Origin of the sequence: Microbacterium marinilacus (assembly GCF_019753765.1) — a bacterium.
GTDB lineage: Bacteria > Actinomycetota > Actinomycetes > Actinomycetales > Microbacteriaceae > Microbacterium > Microbacterium marinilacus.
The window spans coordinates 102,862-118,833 of the sequence record NZ_JAIJZW010000008.1; the positions used below are offsets into that span (position 1 = coordinate 102,862).

The window sequence follows — 15,972 nt, forward strand, 5'->3', positions numbered from 1 at the left end:
CGCTCCCTGTGCACCTACCCCCGAAAGGCACGGATGAGCGAGACGTCCCAGCGCCGAGGCCGCCGCACGGTCGCCCGCCATGGCGAGCTGTCGGCTCCGTCCCCGCTCTCGCGTCTGCTGCGCGTCGTCGGCATCGCCATGGCATGCGTCATGGTCGCGGGCCTCGGCGTCGGCGTGTACGCGTACTGGGACCTCTCGTCGGCGTTCGCCGCCAACTCGGTCGAGCTGGAGGGCCAGGAGAGCACCCCGCCCGACATCGGCGAGCTGGTCGGTGAGAAGGGCGTCGACCTGCTGCTGACCGGCATCGACATCTGCGAGTGGGACACCCACGAGCGCTACGGCGACCGCTGCCCGAGCAACCCCGCCGCCTATGGTGAGGACGGCCGGCAGCTGCAGGCCGGCCTGAACGACGTGAACCTGCTCGTGCACATCTCGCCCGAGCCGCGCAAGATCACCGCCATCGCTTTCCCGCGCGACCTGATGGTGGCGACGCCGGAGTGCACGGACCCCAACACCGGGAACGTCACGTACGAGTCGAGCTACAACATGATCAACAACACGTACGCGGCCGGCGGGCTCGCGTGCGTGGCGAAGACGATCGACACGCTCACGACGAAGTACGACCCGGAGCTCGCGATCGACTACGCGGCGACCATCACCTGGGACGGCGTGATCGAGATCACCAACGCGATCGGCGGCGTCGAGGTCTGCGTGGCGCAGACGATTGACGACGTCGAGGCCGGCAACCTCTACCTCGAGGGCGGGCAGACGCACAACCTGCAGGGCGAGCAGGCGCTCGCGTTCCTGCGCGCACGCAAGGCGATCGCCGACGGCAGCGACCTCGGCCGCATCAGCAACCAGCAGGTGTACATGTCGGGTCTCGCGCGCAAGCTGATGAGCGACGAGGTGCTCACGAACCCCAGCACGCTGCTGTCGCTGGCGCGCACGACGGTCACGAACGTCGACCCGAGCGCGCAGCTGACCCCGGTGACGCTCGTGCAGATCGCGATGGCGGCGAAGGACGTGCCGCTGTCGGACATCGTGTTCCTGCAGTACCCGATCGGCGCCGACCCGAACAACTCCAACCGCGTCGTCCCGAACGAGACCGCGGCGGCCGAGATGTTCGAGGCGATCGCCGCGAACCGGTCGCTGGCGCCGCAGTCGACGGATGGCACGATCGACGACTCGATCGACGCCTCGGGCGAGACCGAGACCCCCGCCCCGGACGCGACTGAGACGCCCGAGGCCGGCACCGAGGTGCTCGCCCCCGGCCGCACCGCGCTGGACGAGAGCTGCGCCAACCCCGAGTGAGCCCCGCGAGGGCGCAGCGGGCGTCCTGAACCGAAAGGCACGGATGAACGACACGCCCCAGCGCCTCGGTCGCCGCACGGCGGCTCGTCACGGCCGCTTGTCGGCGCCGTCCCCGCTCGCGCGGCTGCTGCGCGTGGTGGGCATCGCCATGGCGTGCGTGCTCGTAGCCGGTGTCGGCGTGGGCGCGTACATGTACTGGGACCTGTCCTCGACGTTCGCGGCGAACGCGCAGCAGCTCGACGGGCAGGAGGAGGAACCGCCGGACATCGGCGAGCTGGTCGGTGAGAAGGGGGTCGATCTTCTGCTCACCGGTCTCGACATCTGCGTCTGGGAGACACGCGACCGCTACGGAAACCGGTGCTCGAGTGACCCCGCCGACTACGGGGAGGACGGCCGGGAACTGCAGGCAGGGCGCAACGATGTGAACCTGCTCGTGCACATCTCGCCCGAGCCGCGCAAGATCACCGCGATCGCCTTCCCGCGCGACCTGATGATCCCGACGCCCGAGTGCACGGACCCCGTCAACGGAAACGTCACGTACGCATCGGACAAGAAGATGATCAACGCGATGTACTCGGCCGGCGGGCTGGCGTGCGTCGCGTCGACGATCGACGCGCTGACGACCCCGTACGATCCCGAGCTCAAGATCGACTACGCAGCCACAATCACCTGGGACGGCGTGATCGAGATCACCGACGCGATCGGCGGCGTCGAAGTCTGCGTCGAGGGCACCATCAACGACCCCGACGCGGGAATGCTCTACCTCGAGGAAGGCGAGTACACGCTCCAGGGCGACCGCGCGCTCGCGTTCCTGCGGTCGCGTCACGGCGTCGGCGACGGCGGCGACCAGGGGCGCATCAGCAACCAGCAGGTCTACATGGCGTCGCTCGCCCGCAAGCTGACCAGCTCCGATGTGCTGGGCAACCCCGGCACGATGCTGAGCCTCGCTCGCACCGTGGTGACCAACGTCGACCCGAGCTCTCAGTTGACGCCGGTCACTCTCGTGCAGATCGCCCTCGCCGCCAAGGACGTGGAGACCCAGGACATCGTGTTCCTGCAGTACCCGACCTTCCCCGATCCCGCCGACGCGAATCGTCTCGTGCCCGACAGCGATTCGGCGGCGGCGCTGTTCGCCGCGCTGGCGGCGAACGACTCGGTCGACCCCACGGGCAAGTACCTCGAGACGCCTGAGACCGAGACGCCCGACCCCGGCGCGACGGTCGAGCCGACGGATCCCGCCGCGCCGGCCCCCGACCTTCTCGGCCGCACCGCCGACGACACCAGCTGCTCGCAGGCCAACAACTGACCTCGGTTTCCGGCTCGTTCTGCGACCCGTTACTATGGGGGAAGTGCGTCCTCGCGGGCGCCGGGATCCCTCGGGATCTGGAGACGTCGCATAGTCAGGCCTAGTGCACCACCCTGCTAAGGTGGAGTCCCCTTAAGGGGACCGAGGGTTCAAATCCCTCCGTCTCCGCCACGAAGAAGGCCCCCGGACCGCCAGCCAGAGCGGAACGAGGGCCTTTTCTCATGCGCGCGGCAACCAGGTCGCCGCGCGCACTCACCGACCGCGGCTGAAGCCGCGGCGCGGGGCGGTGGTCAGGAGTCTTCCTCGAGCTTCAGGCCCACGCCGATCGCGAAGAGGGTCGGCGCCCACTGGCCGACGAAGATGCCCCAGCGGTCCGACTGGGCCTTGGCGTCGTCCTTGCCGCGGGACACGAGCCACGACAGGAACGACAGTCCCACCGACGCCAGTCCGGCGATGTAGAGGTGGTTGCTGCGCACACCGAGGGCCCCGAGCTGCTTCATCGGGTTCCACCCGGCTGCCTCTTCGACCTTGCGTGCGGCCTTCTTGATGTCCTTGCTGGTGCTCATGCGATCGACTCCCGTTCTGTGCTGCGTGAGCATCGATCGTCCGCCCGCCGCCGTGCCGCCGGCAAGGGGGTTGTCTGCTCGTCGGGCGAGGGCTAGTCGGTGCCGGTGGACACCACCGCCGACCATCGGGCATCCGACGGCTCCGCCGTGACGGTGACCGTCGCGTCCTGGTCGACCGTGACCTCCATCGTCGCGGTGTTGCCGCCGGTGTGCGACCCGACGATGTCGGGGGAGTGGAAGCATGTCGAGCCGCCGGCCATCAGACCGTCGATGTCGATGGTGACGGTCGCGTCCGCGGTGTCGCAGGCGACCAGCACCGTGATGGACAGCGAGGAGCCCGTGAGGCGCACGGTCTCGGGCGGCACGGCGCCGACCTGATCGGTCCAGGTGAGCACGGGCTCGGAGCCTTCGGGAAGCGTCGCCGCAGCGACCGGTCGCTCCTCGGTCTCGGGCGCCGAGGACGTGGCGGCAGGGGCGGGCGTCTCGGCGGCATCCGGCTGAGCGGTGCAGCCTGACAGGCCGCAACCCGCCAGGATCAGGGTCGCGAGCACAGACGTCGCCGCGGTTCTCGTTCTCCTCGTAGGCATGCGCTCCAGGATCACGCGGTCCGTTCGCCGTCGCAAGGCGGTCGCGCCGCACGGACAGCGCTGTTACGGCGCGACCCCGGGGCCGATAGGCGGGGCGTAGCTCGGGCACTGAATCGCGGCCGTGCCCGCGCGGGGCGCCCGCTAGAGTCGTGTGGGTCCGCCGCGCGGCAGAGTCGAGGCGTCGGATCCTCCTTCCACCGTCGAGCCCCGGGAAACATGGCTGAGTCGATACCCGCCTGGCTGCCGGCCCTCGCGCCCCTCGCCGTCTTCACCGCGCTGCTCTACCTGCCGGGCGGTGCGGCCCTCTGGCTGATGGGGCTGCGGCCCGCCGTCGCGCTGGGCTACGCCCCGCTGCTCACCACGGCGTACGTCGGCGTCGTCACGGCTGTGTGCGCGGCGCTGGGCCTGCCGTTCGGGGCGATCCCGTTCGCCGCGGGCGCCGCTGCGCTCGTGGCCGTCGTGGCGGGCATCCGGCTGGTGCGCGGTCGCGGGCGACTGCGCCTGGCACGTCCGCGGCGGGTGCGATGGCCCTGGGTCCTGGGCGCCCTGGCGCTCAACGCCCTCGTCGTCGGCGTCGCCTACGTGCGTCACATCCCGAGCGCTGAGGCCCCGGTCTACCAGTACGACACGATCTGGCACCTGACGGTGATCCGCTGGTTCCTCGAGTCGGGCGACTACTCCTCGCTGGATGCGGGGCTGGTGGACGGGACGGCGGGCGGCCACTTCTATCCCGCGGCATGGCACGCCCTGGTCGCGCTGACGTCCGAGCTGAGCGGCGCGTCGATCCCGGCCGCCGTGCACGGCTCGCTGCTGGCGCTGGTCCTCATCGCCTGGCCCACGGCGATCGCCTGGCTCACCCGGACGCTGTTCGGCCCGTCGCGGGTGCAGTGGGCGGCCGCGGCGGGGCTCAGCTTCCTGCCGGCTGTCTTCCCGATCGGCTTCCTCGGCTACGGGGTGCTGTACTCGAACCTCTTCGGATACGTCCTGCTGCCCGCCGCTCTCATCGCCGTCGTCGCGATGCTCCGCGCCGTCAGCGGCAAGGCCTCGCGCATGCCGCTCCCGGCGCTCACGGCGGTGGTGGTCGCGGTGCCGATCGCGTTCGTGTTCGCCCAGCCCAACACCGCCTTCACGCTGATCGTGCTCGCGCTGCCGTTCGCCGTGCTCACCCTCGACCGGCTGCTGTGCAGGGCGGTCGCCCGCCGAGGCAGGGGGTGGCTGCGCCCCGCCGGCCACGCCGCCTTCGCCGCGGTGTTCGCCACGGCGTGGGTCGTCATCCACGACTCGCCCTTCCTCGACCGCACGACCGCGGTGAACTGGGCCGGCGGCGCCCCGAGCACCGACGCGGCAGGGGAGTGGTTCGCCTTCGCCGACCTCACGAAGCCGCAGTGGCTGCTCCTGGCCTTCGTGCTCGCGGGCATCGTCATCGCCGTGCGGTACGGGCCCTCGCGGTGGTGGCTCGTCAGCGCGGCTATCGGCTGCCTGCTCTACGTCGTGGCGGCGGCCGGCACCGCCACCTCCTCGCAGTCGCTGCGCAACTACCTCGTGGGCTTCTGGTACACCGACCCGCGCCGGCTGGCCGCGACGGCGGCGATCCTGCTCGTGCCCTACCTGGCGCTGGCCGTCGCGACCGGAGTCTGGGCCCTCGTACGCGCGTGGCGACGGCGCTCCGGACCGAGCCGGTCCCCTCGCACGGTCGCGGCATACCGGCGCTGGGGGACGGCGGCAGCGGCGTCCGTGATGATGGCCACGTTGGCGTTCGACGCGACGATCGGCGGCCTCGCGCTCGGCACCAGGGCGGCGCACATCGCCGAGGCCGCCGCGGCGACCGACGCGCAGTGGTACTCGCCGGCCGAGGCCGCGTTCGTCTCGAAGGCCGAGGGCATCGTCGGGCACCACCGGGTGGCCAACGACCCCTTCGACGGCAGCGCCATGGCGTACTCGCTCGGAGACCTCGACGTGTACTTCACCGCGCTGCCCGGCAACTGGATGGGCACGCAGACCGCCGACCAGCGGCTCATCCGCGAGCGGCTGAAGGACGTCGCGACGGCCCCCGAGGTGTGCGAGGCCGCCGAGCGCGCCGGCATCCGCTACGCGCTGGTACTGCACGACGGCGATCGGGGAGTGTTCCAGAACGGCCCGCATCAGTTCCCCGGCCTCGCGATCGCCGACGACACCCCCGGCTTCGAGCTGGCCGCGGCAGACGGACCCCTCCGGCTCTACGCGGTCACCGCCTGCGCCTGATCCGAGGGCGGCGCGTCAGCTCGCGGCGCGCTTCACGGAGTCGTACGCGTCGAGCGCCTGCCTGCGGGTGTCGGCCAGGTCGACGATCGGCTCGGGCGGCTCGTCGCCGGCATGCTCGGGGGCCCACCGCCGCACGTACTCGAGGTGCGGGTCGAACCGCTCGAGCTGCCGCTGGGGATTGAAGACGCGGAAGTAGGGGGCCGCGTCGGCGCCGGAGCCGGCGATCCACTGCCAGTTGAACGGATTGCTCGCCCCGTCCGCGTCGACGAGGGTGTCCCAGAACCACTGCTCGCCCCGCCGCCAGTCGATGAGCAGGTTCTTCGAGAGGAACGACGCCGTCACCATGCGCACGCGATTGTGCATATAGCCGGTGTGCCACAGCTCCCGCATTCCGGCGTCGACGAGCGCGACGCCCGTGCGTCCCTGCTGCCAGGCCCGCAGATGCGACGGGCGCAACCTGGGCCACGGGAAGGTGTCGAACTCGCCGCGCCAGTTCTTCGTCGCGAGCTCGGGGAAGTGGAAGAGCGTGTGCCACGAGAACTCGCGCCAGCCGAGCTCCGAGAGGAACCGCGACGCGCTCTCGGCGTGCGCGCCGCTGCCGCGGTGCTCGACGGCCTCGTGCCACACCTGGAACGGGCTGACCTCGCCCCATCGCAGCCGCGGCGAGAGCCGGGAGGTCGCCTCGCCGGACGGCTCGTCGCGCGAGCGGTCGTAGTCGCCGAGGTCGTCCCGCAGGAACTCCCGCAGCCGTGCGCGGGCCGCCGGCTCGCCGGGCTCCCAGGTGTCGCGAAGTCCGCCGGCCCAGTCGGGGCGGGTGGGCAGCAGCCGCCAGTCGTCGAGGTCGTCCGACCGAGGATGCCGACCTGGCCCGGGCACCTCGCGGGGCTCCGGCAGCGGCGCGCGCGGTGCCGGCAGTTTCTGCACCGCCCGCCAGAACGGCGTGAAGACGGCGTAGGGGGTGTCGCCGCCCGTGCGCACGGTCCATGGCTCGTGCAGCAGCGAGCCGCCGAAGGACTCGGCCGTGATGCCGTCGTCGCGCAGCCGCGACTTCACGGCCGTGTCGATGTCGCGCTCGGCGCCCCCGTAGCGGCGGTTCCAGAAGACGGCGCCGGCGCCGACCTCGTCGACCAGCGCCGGGACGATCTCGGCCGCGCGCCCGCGGCGCAGCACGAGGACCGAGCCGCGCTCGCGCAGCCGCTCGCCGAGCGAGGCGAGGGAGCCGTGCAGCCACCACCGCGCGGCGCCGCCGAGCGGCCGCACCCCGTCGGACTCGTCGTCGAGGACGTACAGGCCGATCACCGGCTCGTCCCGGTCGAGAGCCGCGCGCAGGGCGGGGTTGTCCGCCAGACGCAGGTCGTCGCGGAACCACACGATGCTGGGCTTGACCATGCCGCCACCGTATGCCGCCGCGGCGTCGACCGGTCAAGGCTTGACAGGTGAGCCCGGGGATGGTGAGACGAAGACCGCCGCGTCGCGCGAATTCGGTAACCTCGGCGCCCCACCCCCTGCGGGCTGAATATTCTGACGTCGCTGGACGCTCCAGCTCAGAACGAAAGGAACGACATCGTGACCACCTACAACGTCGGAGTGCTCGTCGGCAGCCTGTCGCAGAAGTCGATCAACCGGAACCTGTTCCGCGCGCTGTCGCGGCTGGCGCCTGCCGCCGATCTGACGCTCACGGAGATCCCGATCGCCGACCTTCCCCTGTACAACCACGACTACGACGACGACTATCCCGAGGTCGGCACCGCGTTGAAGACGGCCATCGAGGGGTCCGACGCGATCCTGCTGGTGACGCCGGAGTACAACCGCTCGGTTCCCGGTGCGCTGAAGAACGCGCTCGACTGGTCGAGTCGGCCGTGGGGCACGAACTCGTTCCAGGGGAAGCCCTCCGCCGTGATCGGCACGTCGCCGGGGGCGGTCGGCACGGCGGTCGCGCAGCAGCATCTGCGCAGCATCCTGTCGTTCCTCGCCTCGCCCGAGCTGGCGCAGCCCGAGGGCTACATCCAGACGACGCCCGGCCTGATCTCGGAGGACGGCGACGTCTCCGACGACTCCACCGTCGAGTTCCTGACGACGTGGCTGAAGGCGTTCCACCGTCACATCGCCAAGACGCTCACCGCCGTCGACTGAGCCCGGGGCCCGCCCTCGGAGACGACCGCGGAGGGGTTCGGCCCCGAGCAGCGCGTCGCGCGGGAGCGCACTCCTCAGTCGGTGCGCTCCCACGCGAAGCTCAGTCGGTGCGCTCCCACGCGAAGTACTGGCTCACCGAGGGAGAGGCGATGTCGGTGCGGTCGTCGCCCACCCAGATGGTCTCGGCGGCGAGGATCTGCCCGGTGTCGGGGGAGACGATCAGCAGCTCCTCCCACAGCCCCGGCTGCCAGTCCGTCGCTCGGAACACCAGCGCCGGCCTGCCGAGACGATCCGTCGTCCGCCCGTCGACCTGCAGCGCGGGGTGCCGGCTGAGGAAGGTCAGGATCGCCGCCTCCTGCTCCGCGGTCACGATGCGGTTGTTGAGGATGTTCACGACCTCGTTGAAGTACTCGCCGAGCGTCGGCTCGCTCTCGTAGGCCCACAGCGAGGCGAGGTACGCGCCGACCTCGTCGGGGTCGGTGGGCGGCTCCGGCGGCAGGTAGGACTGCTCGTACTCGTCGGTGCCCGGCTCGAGCACAGTCTCGTCGATCAGCGTGCCCGGCTCGGCCAGCTCCTCGGTCTTGTCGCCGGGGAACGGCTCGGCGACGGTGAGCCGTTTGTGGATGCTGCCGTCGTCCTGGAAGGCGGTCTCCCAGAGGGTCGGCTCGACCTGGGACGACTCGATCTCGCCGTCCTCGCCGATGTTCGTCGCCAGCGCCCACTGCGTGAACCGGATCACCGCCTGTCCACGCACGGCGGTGCTGGTGGCCCCGCTCGCCTCGCGGCGCTTGTCGCCGAGCTGCGCGAGCAGCTGGGACGCGCTGCCCGACACCGGGGTCACCTGCAGCAGAGGCGGGGTTGCGGCGACGGCGGGAGCGTGGTTGAACAGCGACAGCGCGACGACTGTGACCGCCACCATGAGAACCGCGAAGCCGCTGCCGATCAGGGGCACGAGGCGTCGGCGGCGGGAGCCGCGCCGCGCGGCGCGGTGGGGACGTTCGTCGGCCATGATCTCCTCCAGCACCCTCAACGCGTGCGGGGGGACGGGGTCGTGGCGGCTGGTCGTGCCGGGCCTGGCCGCACGGATCAGATCGCCGAGCTCGTCATCGGACATTCGTGGGCACCTCCTCGGTCGTGACGTTCTCCAACAGGGACTTCAGGGCCCGCCGGGCCCGATAGAGGCGTACACGGACCGTCGCCGGCGAGAGACCCAGCACCTCGCCGATCTCCTGGGCCGACAGGTCCTCCCAGTAGGCCATCCGCAGCACCTCGCGGTGCTGCGCGGGGAGGCGCGCCACCAGCGCGCGCACGTCGCGCGCCGCATCCTCAGTCTCCGGATCGGGCTGCTCGAGGTGGTCTCCCGCTCTCGCGGTGAGCTCGTGCTGTCGCTTCCGGCGGCGGTACTCCGCCCCGACGAGGTTGCGCACCACGCCGTACAGCCACGGCATGGTCACCTCCTCGCCCTTCGAGCGGCGCTCCCACGCGATCCGGAACGCGGCCGCGGCGATCTCCTCGCCGTCGGCGCGGGAGCCCAGCCGCTGCTCCGCCACCGCGACGACCAGGCTCCAGTTCTCGGAGAAGAGCGCCCTGAATTCCTCCGCCACCGTCACCGCCCGCCCGTCTCTGTCGCCGGCTCCGCGCGAAGCCCCCTCACCCACTATGTTTCCGCGGGCGCGCGGAACGTTACATCCCGGCCGAGATTTCTTCGGACAGGTCGCCCATTCGCCCTGTGGAAACGGCGCTTGATCGGGCCGGATCGCCCCCACAGGATGACTCGAGGCGCGTGATCGACGGAGAGGACGCAGCCGATGACCCACATCCCTCTTGAGACGACGAAGGCCGAGACGACGAAGGCGCCGACGATGAAGGCCGCGGTGCTGCGCGGCGACGAGGCCGAGCTGGAGCTCCTGCAGATCCCGGTGCCCACGCCGAAGGCGGGCGAGGCGCTCGTGAGGGTGCGGGCCTGCGGCGTCTGCCACACCGACCTGCACATCATCAAGAGCGAGGTCGGCTTCCCCCGCCCGGCGGTCCTCGGACACGAGATCAGCGGCACCATCGTGGCGATCGGCGAGGGCACCTCCGACGCGCGAGGCCTCACCGAGGGCGACGAGGTGGTCGGGGCGTTCATCATGCCGTGCGGGGAATGCGAGTTCTGCGCGCGCGGCCGCGACGACATGTGCGCGAACTTCTTCGGCCAGAACAGACTGAACGGCACGCTGTACGACGGCGAGAGCCGACTCCGGATGCCCGACGGCTCGTTCCTCGCGATGTACTCGATGGGCGGGCTCGCCGAGTACTGCGTGGTGCCGCTGACGGCTCTCACGGAGCTGCCGGACGGACTGGACCCCGTCGCCGCCGCGGTGCTCGGCTGCGCGGCCTTCACCGCCTACGGCGCGGTCCATCACGCCGGCCGCGTCGAGCCCGGCGAGTCCGTCGCGGTCGTCGCGGTGGGCGGCGTCGGCAGCGGAGTGATCCAGGTCGCGCGCGCGGCCCGGGCCGACCCGGTGATCGCGATCGACGTCGCCGCCGACAAGCTCGACGCGGCGCGCGCGCTCGGCGCCACGCACACGGTCGACTCGCTCGCCGAGGACGCCGTCGCGCGGGTGCGCGAGCTGACCGGCGGGCGCGGCGTCGACGTCGCCTTCGAGGCGCTCGGGCGCCCCGCGACCTTCGAGCAGGCGGTGGCGACCCTCGCCGACGGGGGCCGCATGGTCGCGATCGGCATCGCCGCCGGACGGGCGACCGCCGCGATCGAGATCACGCCCCTCGTGCGCCGCGGCTACACGCTCACCGGCTCGTTCGGCGCCCGCACGCGCGAAGACCTTCCCGCCACCGTCGCGCTGGCGGCCGCCGGAGGGTTCGACGTCGACGGCCTCGTCACCCGCCGCTATCGCCTCGACGACGCCGACGCGGCGTACCGCGCCCTCGCGGCCGGTCAGATCACCGGCCGCGCCGTCGTCGTCATGGACTGACCCGGCTGGTCCACGCCCGCCCGCCCGCCTCAGCGAGGGAGAACCCGCATGACCATCCGCATCGCCCACTGGATCGCCGACGAGACCGTCGACGTCCCCGACGCGCGCGTCGCCCCCGTCTACGACCCCGCCACCGGCGAGCAGGCGAAGGAGGTGCTGCTGGCCGAGCCGGACGTCGTCGACGCCGCGGTCGCCGCCGCCCGGGCCGCGTTCCCCGCGTGGCGGGCCCTCTCCATCGCGCGTCGGCAGGCGATCCTCTTCCGCTTCCGTGAACTGCTCGAGGCGCGCAAGCCCGAACTCGCCGAGATCATCACGTCGGAGCACGGCAAGGTGCTCTCGGACGCCGCCGGGGAGATCGCGCGGGGCCAGGAGGTGCTCGAGTTCGCGATCGGCTTCGCGGAGGCCCTCAAGGGCGACTACTCGGTGAACGCGTCGACCGGCGTCGACGTCTTCTCGTTCCGTCAGCCGATCGGCGTCGCGGCCATCATCTCGCCCTTCAACTTCCCGGCGATGGTGCCGATGTGGTTCTTCCCGATCGCCCTCGCATCGGGCGACACGGTCGTGCTCAAGCCGTCGGAGAAGGATCCGTCGGCGGCGCTCTGGCTCGCTGCGCTGCTGAAGGAGGCCGGCCTGCCCTCGGGCGTCTTCAACGTGGTCCACGGAGACAAGGTCGCGGTGGACGCACTGCTGGCGCACCCGGAGGTCGACTCGATCTCGTTCGTCGGCTCGACGCCGATCGCGCGCTACGTCTACGAGACGGCCGCGCATCACGGCAAGCGGGTGCAGGCCCTCGGCGGAGCGAAGAACCACATGCTGGTGCTGCCGGACGCCGACCTCGACCTGGTGGCCGACAGCGCCGTCAACGCCGGCTTCGGCTCGGCGGGCGAGCGCTGCATGGCGATCTCCGTGATCGTCGCGGTCGAGCCCGTCGCCGACGAGCTGATCGCGAAGGTCACGGAGCGGATGCGGGGCCTGCGGATCGGCGACGGCCGCCGCGGCTGCGACATGGGGCCGCTCGTCACCCGCGAGCATCGCGACAAGGTGGCCTCGTACATCGACGTCGCCCTCGCAGACGGCGCCGAGGTGGTCGTCGACGGGCGGGGAGTGGTACCGGACGGGGAGCCGGGCGGCTTCTGGCTCGGCCCGACCCTCATCGACCGCGTCGCGACGACCTCGCGCGTGTACACGGAGGAGATCTTCGGCCCCGTGCTGTCGGTCGTTCGCGTGGCGAGCTACGACGAGGGCGTGGCGCTGATCAACGCCGGCGCCTTCGGCAACGGCACCGCGATCTTCACGAATGACGGTGGTGCTGCCCGGCGGTTCCAGGTCGACGTGGAGGTGGGGATGATCGGCATCAACGTGCCGATCCCCGTCCCGGTCGCCTATCACTCCTTCGGCGGCTGGAAGACGTCGGCGTTCGGCGACACGAAGGCGTACGGGCGGCAGGGCTTCCACTTCTTCACGCGCGAGAAGGCCGTCACCTCACGCTGGCTCGACCCGAGCCACGGCGGCATCAACCTCGGCTTCCCGCAGAACGTGTGACCGGCGCCGCGGCGAGCAAGCTGCTGAAGGGATAGCGATATTCCGGACTGCGCTCCGTTGACGCGCTCATAGGAGATCCCTAGCCTCGGCACATCTGGAGACGCGGCCACCACCCCCCTCTCGGCCGCCCAGTCGAACGGAGCCCCCACCGTGTCTTTCGTCCCTTCCCTGCCCGGAGTCCGCACGCGCCTCGCCGCTTCCGCCGCTGCTCTCGCGATGGGCGCCACCCTCGTGCTGATCGCGGCGCAGCCCGCAAGCGCAGCGACCTCCCACTCCATCGACTTCGGGGCGGAGGGATACGCGCTCGGGCAGCACAGCCCCGACGGCCAGCCCGCCGAGGCGGCCGCCGCCGACAGTTGGTCCGGCGGTGGCGGTGACTGGGACTACGCGCTGGTCGAAAACAGTGAGTTCCCCCAGTCCGGCCTCGGCGACGGGCGCAGCCTGCGCGTCTCGAACGGACAGGCGCCCGCTCGCAACCGTTACCTCCACAGCCCGAACATCGAGGCGGCAGGCGAGCCGGAGAGCGGCGCGGCGTGGAACACCTTCGAGACGAGCTTCACCGTCGCCTCGGCGAGCGGAGGGCTACAGCCTGGTCTCAGCGTGGACGTCAACATCGACTCGGCCTCCCGGTACGGTGGCGTCCTCAACCTGCACCACGGCGAAGACGGGCTGGAGATCGGATCGTTCTGGGTGCCGGAGGAGGCGACGAGCGCAGCCAATGCTGACTGGGTCTCGACGGTGTTCACGACCGTCGACCCGTCCGTGCCTCACGACATCCGCATCGTGACCGTGTATCGCGCCGATGCGAGCGACAGCTACGACGTGTACGTCGACGACGAGCTCGTCTCCGCGGGGTCCGGGGTCACGACGTGGGAGCACTACACGCGCTTGGTGGGAACGGGGAACGATCACACGGTCGACGAGATCTCTTTCAAGTACGGCGCCAGCGTGCCGAGCGATGACGGTCGCGGCTATGTGTCGGTGCCGGTCGCGCCCGACACCCTCGGATACGGCTACCTGTTCTCGGACATCTCGTACGAGGTGAGCAACACATCGCTTGTGACACCGACACCGACTCCCACGGCGACGCCGACTCCCTCGCCGACACCGACTCTCACGGCGACGCCCACTCCCTCGCCGACCCCGACCCCCACGGCGACGCCCACTCCCTCGCCTGAGCCGACGACCCCGCCGGTCGAGCCCGGTCCGACGCCCACGCCGACCGCGGCGCCGACCTCTCCGCCCGGCGAGCCTTCTCCGGAGCCCACGGTCGCGCCGACCCCGGGCCCGACGGGAGAGCCGACGCCGGACCCGACGGGAGAGCCGACGCCGGAGCCGACGGCAGCGCCTACGCCCGGCCCGACGGCGTCTGCGCCGCCCGAGTCGTCGTCCCCGTCCCCCACGACGAGCCCGGTGCCGACCGACCCGGGATCGAGCCCGACGGCCCCGGGGCAAACTGGCCCGCAGACCCCGGCCGGACCGATCGTGCCGGATGGTCCGACGCCACTGCCCACGACGTCGCCGCAGCTGCCGGCCGAGCCCGATCCCTCGCCCGACGCGGTGGCGGCCGTATCGTCCGACGACGAGATCTCCGCGACGCGGGTCATCTCGTTCCGGGCCGCGGGCTTCCTGCCCTTCGAGAACGTCCACCTGACCTTCTTCTCGACCCCGGTCTTCGGCGGCTGGTTCCAGGCGGACGCCGCGGGGGTCGTCAGCGGCGAGGTCGAGATCCCGGCCGCTCTCGGTGCCGGGACGCACACGCTGCAGTTGACCGGAGAGATCAGCGGGTGGACCGCGGTCACCACGTTCGAGCTCGCGGCGGCTGAGCCGTCTGGGCTCGCCGCCACCGGTGCCGACACGAGCACTCCGCTGCTTGCCGCCGCCGCCCTGCTCGGCGCGGGCGCACTCTTCCTCGGCGGAAGCGCCCTGCGGCGTCGTCGCGCCGGCTGACGGCCGGGGCCGGTGCAGGCCACACGACCCGCACCGGCCCCGTGCCCGGACGCAGCCCCTCGGTCAGCGCGTGAGACGCGCGACGGCCTCCGCCACGGGCGTCGGCCCGTCCGTCAGCTCGACGATCTCGCGCCTGAAGGCGGGGGTGTGAAGCGCCTCGGCGATGAACGCCGCCACGTTGTCCCGGCGGACGTCGCCGTAGTCGATCGCCGGCCCGGCCGTCACCGACCCGTCGCCCGGCTCGTCCCGAAGCGTGCCGGGGCGGACGATGATCCAGTCGAGATCGGTGCCCGCGAGGTGCACGTCGGCGGCCTTCTTCACGCGCATGTAGTGCTCGAAACCCTCGCCGAGCTCGCCGCCGCGCCCGGCGTCCGGGATGACCGACACGAGCACGAAGCGCGAGATGCCCGCACGTGCTGCGGCCTCGGCCGACTTGACGAGCCCGTCGCCGTCGATGGCCGAGGTCTTGTCGGCGCCCGTGCCATGCGCTCCCGCCGAGAACACCACGGCGTCGTGCCCGCGCAGCCGGTCGGCCAGGGTCTCGACGTCGTCGGAGATGAGATCGCCGGTCACGGGCCGCGCTCCGGTCGCCGAGATCGTCTCGGCCTGGGCCGGGTCGCGATGCATGCCCGTCACCTCGTCGCCGCGCTCTGTCAGCAGAGCGGAGAGCCGCCGTCCGATGCCGCCCGCGGCACCGATCTGGAACACCTTCATCGTTCGTCCTCTCGTCGTCTGTCTCGGGGTCAACTCGGGGGCCCCGCGTCCCATTCCTGCGCCGAGATCAGTTCAGCGCGATGATGGCGATGTTCAGGGTCGACGCGAACGCCACCCACAGCGCGTACACGGCCATCACGATCGACGCCACGCGACTGCGGCGCCACGCGGTAGCCGCGAGCCACACGACCGCGACCAGCAGAAGCAGGATGATCGCGGCCGCAAGCCACCACGCCGCCTCACCCAGCAGCGGGTATCCGCCGAAGAACGCCGGCGTCCACGCCGAGTTCAGCGCCAGCTGCACGATGTAGACCGTCAGCCACGCCCGCGCGGTGTTCGGGGCGCCCCGCCCCGCGAACCCCGCGCGCCACACCAGGAACCCCGCCGCGGCGATGCCGGCGTACAGCACGGACCACACCGGCCCGAAGACGCCGTTCGGAGGGTTCCACGGAGCCTTCTGCGCACCGGCGTACCAGCCCTCGACGTTGTCGATCGTGGCGAGCGAGCCGACGAGGGCGATCACGGCCACCGCCGCGAGCAGCACCACGCCCGCCACGACCTGACGCAGTGCCGACGGCTTCTCGGCTCGTGCGATGTCCATGACCAAGACGCTACGGGTGCCGGTCGACCCGGAACAGGGGGTTGCGCAG

The 15,972-nt window shown here is 71.5% G+C and carries 14 protein-coding genes and 1 tRNA gene; 8 read left to right on the plus strand and 7 right to left on the minus strand.

All coding sequences use genetic code 11. The annotated features are described in order from the left end of the window. Positions 1–33: 33 nt before the first annotated feature. The 3 genes from K5S26_RS13660 to K5S26_RS13670 all read left to right on the plus strand — a co-directional run bounded on the left by K5S26_RS13660 (position 34) and on the right by K5S26_RS13670 (position 2,788). Positions 34–1,311 (plus strand): LCP family protein, encoded by a 1,278-nt coding sequence (locus K5S26_RS13660; protein ID WP_221859121.1) that lies wholly within the window; start codon positions 34–36, stop codon positions 1,309–1,311. Positions 1,312–1,354: 43 nt separating this feature from the next. After that, entirely contained in the window at positions 1,355–2,617 is a 1,263-nt protein-coding gene (locus K5S26_RS13665; protein ID WP_221859123.1) for an LCP family protein, read from the plus strand. A gap of 79 nt (positions 2,618–2,696) precedes the next feature. Further along, a tRNA-Ser gene (locus K5S26_RS13670) sits at positions 2,697–2,788 on the plus strand. 119 nt (positions 2,789–2,907) lie between these two features. On the opposite strand, the gene K5S26_RS13675 is transcribed toward K5S26_RS13670, so the two are convergent. Together K5S26_RS13675 and K5S26_RS13680 are read right to left on the minus strand one after the other, a co-directional pair. After that, positions 2,908–3,183 carry a hypothetical protein gene (locus K5S26_RS13675; protein ID WP_246604021.1) on the minus strand — a complete coding sequence of 92 codons (276 nt, stop codon included), beginning with the start codon at positions 3,181–3,183 and terminating at the stop codon, positions 2,908–2,910. A 92-nt stretch (positions 3,184–3,275) separates the two neighbouring features. Further along, positions 3,276–3,734, minus strand: a complete 459-nt coding sequence (locus K5S26_RS13680; RefSeq protein ID WP_221859125.1) for a hypothetical protein — start codon at positions 3,732–3,734, stop codon at positions 3,276–3,278. Between the two features lie 252 nt (positions 3,735–3,986). Between K5S26_RS13680 and K5S26_RS13685 the strand changes: the two genes are divergently transcribed. Then, complete coding sequence (locus tag K5S26_RS13685) at positions 3,987–6,011, plus strand: DUF6541 family protein (protein WP_221859126.1); 2,025 nt, start codon at positions 3,987–3,989, stop codon at positions 6,009–6,011. 15 nt (positions 6,012–6,026) lie between these two features. Here K5S26_RS13685 and K5S26_RS13690 read toward each other — a convergent pair whose 3' ends face one another. Then, positions 6,027–7,400, minus strand: coding sequence for a cryptochrome/photolyase family protein (locus tag K5S26_RS13690; RefSeq protein ID WP_221859128.1), 1,374 nt, complete (start codon positions 7,398–7,400; stop codon positions 6,027–6,029). A gap of 177 nt (positions 7,401–7,577) precedes the next feature. Between K5S26_RS13690 and K5S26_RS13695 the strand changes: the two genes are divergently transcribed. Further along, on the plus strand, positions 7,578–8,144 hold the full coding sequence (locus tag K5S26_RS13695) for an NADPH-dependent FMN reductase (RefSeq protein ID WP_221859130.1): 567 nt from the start codon (positions 7,578–7,580) through the stop codon (positions 8,142–8,144). A gap of 100 nt (positions 8,145–8,244) precedes the next feature. Here K5S26_RS13695 and K5S26_RS13700 read toward each other — a convergent pair whose 3' ends face one another. Together K5S26_RS13700 and K5S26_RS19220 are read right to left on the minus strand one after the other, a co-directional pair. Continuing rightward, entirely contained in the window at positions 8,245–9,258 is a 1,014-nt protein-coding gene (locus tag K5S26_RS13700) for a hypothetical protein (RefSeq protein ID WP_221859133.1), read from the minus strand. Next, complete coding sequence (locus K5S26_RS19220) at positions 9,248–9,748, minus strand: RNA polymerase sigma factor (RefSeq protein WP_221859135.1); 501 nt, start codon at positions 9,746–9,748, stop codon at positions 9,248–9,250. Before K5S26_RS19220 ends, K5S26_RS13700 begins: the two co-directional genes overlap by 11 nt. A 204-nt stretch (positions 9,749–9,952) precedes the next feature. Here K5S26_RS19220 and K5S26_RS13710 point away from each other — a divergent pair, with 204 nt between their 5' ends. From K5S26_RS13710 to K5S26_RS13720, 3 genes are all read left to right on the plus strand, one after another. Beyond that, positions 9,953–11,116 carry a zinc-binding dehydrogenase gene (locus K5S26_RS13710; RefSeq protein WP_221859136.1) on the plus strand — a complete coding sequence of 388 codons (1,164 nt, stop codon included), beginning with the start codon at positions 9,953–9,955 and terminating at the stop codon, positions 11,114–11,116. A 48-nt stretch (positions 11,117–11,164) separates the two neighbouring features. Next, a complete protein-coding gene (locus tag K5S26_RS13715; protein ID WP_221859139.1) occupies positions 11,165–12,658 on the plus strand; it encodes a CoA-acylating methylmalonate-semialdehyde dehydrogenase in 1,494 nt (497 codons plus the stop codon). Positions 12,659–12,808: 150 nt separating this feature from the next. Beyond that, positions 12,809–14,608 (plus strand): hypothetical protein, encoded by a 1,800-nt coding sequence (locus K5S26_RS13720; protein WP_221859140.1) that lies wholly within the window; start codon positions 12,809–12,811, stop codon positions 14,606–14,608. 63 nt (positions 14,609–14,671) lie between these two features. On the opposite strand, the gene K5S26_RS13725 is transcribed toward K5S26_RS13720, so the two are convergent. Both K5S26_RS13725 and K5S26_RS13730 read right to left on the minus strand, forming a co-directional pair. After that, positions 14,672–15,322 carry an SDR family oxidoreductase gene (locus K5S26_RS13725; protein WP_221859143.1) on the minus strand — a complete coding sequence of 217 codons (651 nt, stop codon included), beginning with the start codon at positions 15,320–15,322 and terminating at the stop codon, positions 14,672–14,674. A gap of 67 nt (positions 15,323–15,389) precedes the next feature. Next, positions 15,390–15,923, minus strand: a complete 534-nt coding sequence (locus K5S26_RS13730; RefSeq protein ID WP_221859145.1) for a TspO/MBR family protein — start codon at positions 15,921–15,923, stop codon at positions 15,390–15,392. Positions 15,924–15,972: the final 49 nt, after the last annotated feature.

Excerpts from the sequence above, each read along its gene's own strand:
- K5S26_RS13685 (WP_221859126.1), top strand. The coding sequence starts at position 3,987 with ATGGCTGAGTCGATACCCGCCTGGCTGCCGGCCCTCGCGCCCCTCGCC.
- K5S26_RS13675 (WP_246604021.1), bottom strand. The coding sequence starts at position 3,183 with ATGAGCACCAGCAAGGACATCAAGAAGGCCGCACGCAAGGTCGAAGAG.
- K5S26_RS13700 (WP_221859133.1), bottom strand. The coding sequence starts at position 9,258 with ATGTCCGATGACGAGCTCGGCGATCTGATCCGTGCGGCCAGGCCCGGC.
- K5S26_RS13710 (WP_221859136.1), top strand. The coding sequence starts at position 9,953 with ATGACCCACATCCCTCTTGAGACGACGAAGGCCGAGACGACGAAGGCG.
- K5S26_RS13665 (WP_221859123.1), top strand. The coding sequence starts at position 1,355 with ATGAACGACACGCCCCAGCGCCTCGGTCGCCGCACGGCGGCTCGTCAC.
- K5S26_RS13725 (WP_221859143.1), bottom strand. The coding sequence starts at position 15,322 with ATGAAGGTGTTCCAGATCGGTGCCGCGGGCGGCATCGGACGGCGGCTC.
- K5S26_RS13730 (WP_221859145.1), bottom strand. The coding sequence starts at position 15,923 with ATGGACATCGCACGAGCCGAGAAGCCGTCGGCACTGCGTCAGGTCGTG.
- K5S26_RS13690 (WP_221859128.1), bottom strand. The coding sequence starts at position 7,400 with ATGGTCAAGCCCAGCATCGTGTGGTTCCGCGACGACCTGCGTCTGGCG.
- K5S26_RS13660 (WP_221859121.1), top strand. The coding sequence starts at position 34 with ATGAGCGAGACGTCCCAGCGCCGAGGCCGCCGCACGGTCGCCCGCCAT.
- K5S26_RS13715 (WP_221859139.1), top strand. The coding sequence starts at position 11,165 with ATGACCATCCGCATCGCCCACTGGATCGCCGACGAGACCGTCGACGTC.